The 2,151-nt window shown below is 74.8% G+C and carries 3 protein-coding genes; all 3 read right to left on the bottom strand.

Annotated features, from left to right (window positions below; all coding sequences use genetic code 11):
* Positions 1–10: 10 nt before the first annotated feature.
* Positions 11–337 carry a putative quinol monooxygenase gene (locus ACIQOV_RS38605; RefSeq protein ID WP_359897444.1) on the bottom strand — a complete coding sequence of 109 codons (327 nt, stop codon included), beginning with the start codon at positions 335–337 and terminating at the stop codon, positions 11–13.
* Between the two features lie 137 nt (positions 338–474).
* Positions 475–1,284, bottom strand: a complete 810-nt coding sequence (locus ACIQOV_RS38600) for an Fpg/Nei family DNA glycosylase (protein WP_401055471.1) — start codon at positions 1,282–1,284, stop codon at positions 475–477.
* Positions 1,285–1,408: 124 nt separating this feature from the next.
* A partial coding sequence (locus ACIQOV_RS38595; RefSeq protein ID WP_401055469.1) for an AAA family ATPase occupies positions 1,409–2,151 on the bottom strand: 743 nt, incomplete at its 5' end.

Here is a 2,151-nt window from a genome sequence, read left to right as displayed (position 1 = left end):
CACTCGGACGTCACCGGGGGGTGATCTCGCCCATCTCCGCCCAGCCGTCCAGGCCGGGGATCTCGGTCGAGACGATCCGCGGCTTGGCGGCCACCGCGTACGACAGCTCCTCCATGGCCTTGGCGAAGTGCGCGGACTCCACGTGCTCCTTGCCCGCGTCGCCGTCGCGGAACGCCTCGACCAGGACGAACTCGTTGGGGTCGTCGACGCTGCGGGACCACTCGAAGAAGAGGTTGCCGGGCTCCTGGCGGGTGGCCCGGGTGAACTCGTCGACCAGGCCCAGCCACTCGTCGGCGCGCTCGGGGCGGACCGGGAACTTGACCGTGATGAAGATCATGGGACTTCCTTTCGCTCCACGTTCACACGTGGCCGTGCGGACAGGGGCGCGCGGCTCGGCGCGCTCGACATCCATCGTCGCAGCTCAGAAGGGCTGTCCACGACACGGGGGCAGCACGCGTCACGATCGGGCGCCCGTCACGCCGACTGGCAGCCCGGGCACCAGAAGAGGTTGCGGGCGGCGTGCTCCTCCGTCCGCACGTCGGTGCCGCAGACCAGGCAGGGCATGGCGGCCCTCCGGTAGACGTACACCTCGCCGCCGTGGTCGTCCACCCGGGGCGGGCGGCCCATCGCCTCGGGGGTGTGCTCCGGGCGGACGGTGTCGATCCGGCCGGCGGTGACGCCCTCGCGCATCAGGGCGACCAGGTCGGCCCAGACCGCGTCCCACTCCCGGCGGGTGAGGTCGCGCCCGGCCCGGTGCGGGTCGATGCCGTGGCGGAACAGCACCTCGGCCCGGTAGACGTTGCCCACCCCGGCCAGCACCTTCTGGTCCATCAGCAGTGCCGCGACGGTCGTCCGGCTGCCCGATATCCGGCGCCAGGCGGCCTCCGGGTCGGCGTCGGCGCGCAGCGGGTCGGGGCCCAGCCGGGCGGCGACGGCGGCCTTCCGGCCCTCGGTGACGAGCGCGCAGGTGTTGGGGCCGCGCAGGTCGGCGTAGCCGTCCTCGTTCTCCAGCCGCAGCCGGATCAGTCCGACCGGCTCGGGCGCCGGGCCGGTGCCGAAGGTGAATCCGCCGTAGAGGCCGAGGTGGACGTGCACCCAGGCGCCCTCCTCGAAGCCGAGGAAGAGGTGCTTGCCGGTGGCCTCCGCACCGGTGAGCAACTGCCCGTCGATCACCTTGGCCTCGTCGGCGAACCGGCCCTGCGGGCTGGAGACCCGCACCGGGCGGCCGCCGAAGGCCTTCCGGTTCTCGGTGGCGAGGCGGTGGATGATGTGGCCTTCGGGCACGGGCGTCGGCTCCTCCGGGCGCGGCGACATGACCCGTCCATCATCGCAGCCGGCTCCGACAGCTCCGCGACGCCGCGGGCCGGCGGGCCGGGAAGGCGCGGCTCCCGCGGGCCGGGGCGGCGGTTCAGCGGACCGGGATGCCCATCAGCCGGGCCAGGATGACGCGGTCCAGCTCGGCGGCCGTCCCGGCGACGTCCAGGGAGGAGTTGTCGATGATCGGCAGCCCGGAGTTGTACCAGCCGGCCATCCGCCCGTGGATGCGGGCGACCTCCTCGTCCCCGAGGCGGCGGTTGCCGCTGCGCCGGGCGTTGCGGTGCAGGACGGAGTCCAGGCTGGGCAACAGGACGACCGGGATCATGCCGGGGCCGATGTGCCGCTTCCAGCCGCCGAGGCCGATCGCCGGGCGGTCCGGGAAGACGGCGTCGTCGATGATGCAGGAGATGCCGTTGGCCAGGTAGTTGCGGCAGGCGAAGCCGCAGGTGCGGCGGGCCAGCCGGTACTGCGCCTCGGAGGCGTTGTTCCAGCCGGACTGGGGGTTGGCGAAGCCGGACTGCACCCACTCGCGGACGTCGTCCAGGCTGATGTGCGCGGTCGGGGTGGGCCGCCGCTCGGCCCAGTGGCGGGCGACGGTGGTCTTGCCGGCCCCGGCCGGTCCGATCAGCAGGACGGCGATCGGCCCGGTGGCCGCGTGCTGCCGCGGCGGGTGGGTGGGCAGTTGGACGGGCGCGCCGGACGGCAGCACGAAGTGCCCGGTTCCGCCGGCGGGCACCGGGGCGCTCGGCACGGGTGCGGCCGCGGGGGCCGGGGCGGAACGGGCGACGGGCCCGGGAGCGGCGGGGGCCGCGGGCGCCGGCCGGACCGGCGGGG

Origin of the sequence: Kitasatospora sp. NPDC091257 (genome assembly GCF_044757675.1) — a bacterium.
GTDB lineage: Bacteria > Actinomycetota > Actinomycetes > Streptomycetales > Streptomycetaceae > Kitasatospora > Kitasatospora lactacystinica.
The sequence above is the reverse complement of the archived record's forward strand: the minus strand, read 5'-3'. Positions and strand labels throughout refer to the sequence as shown.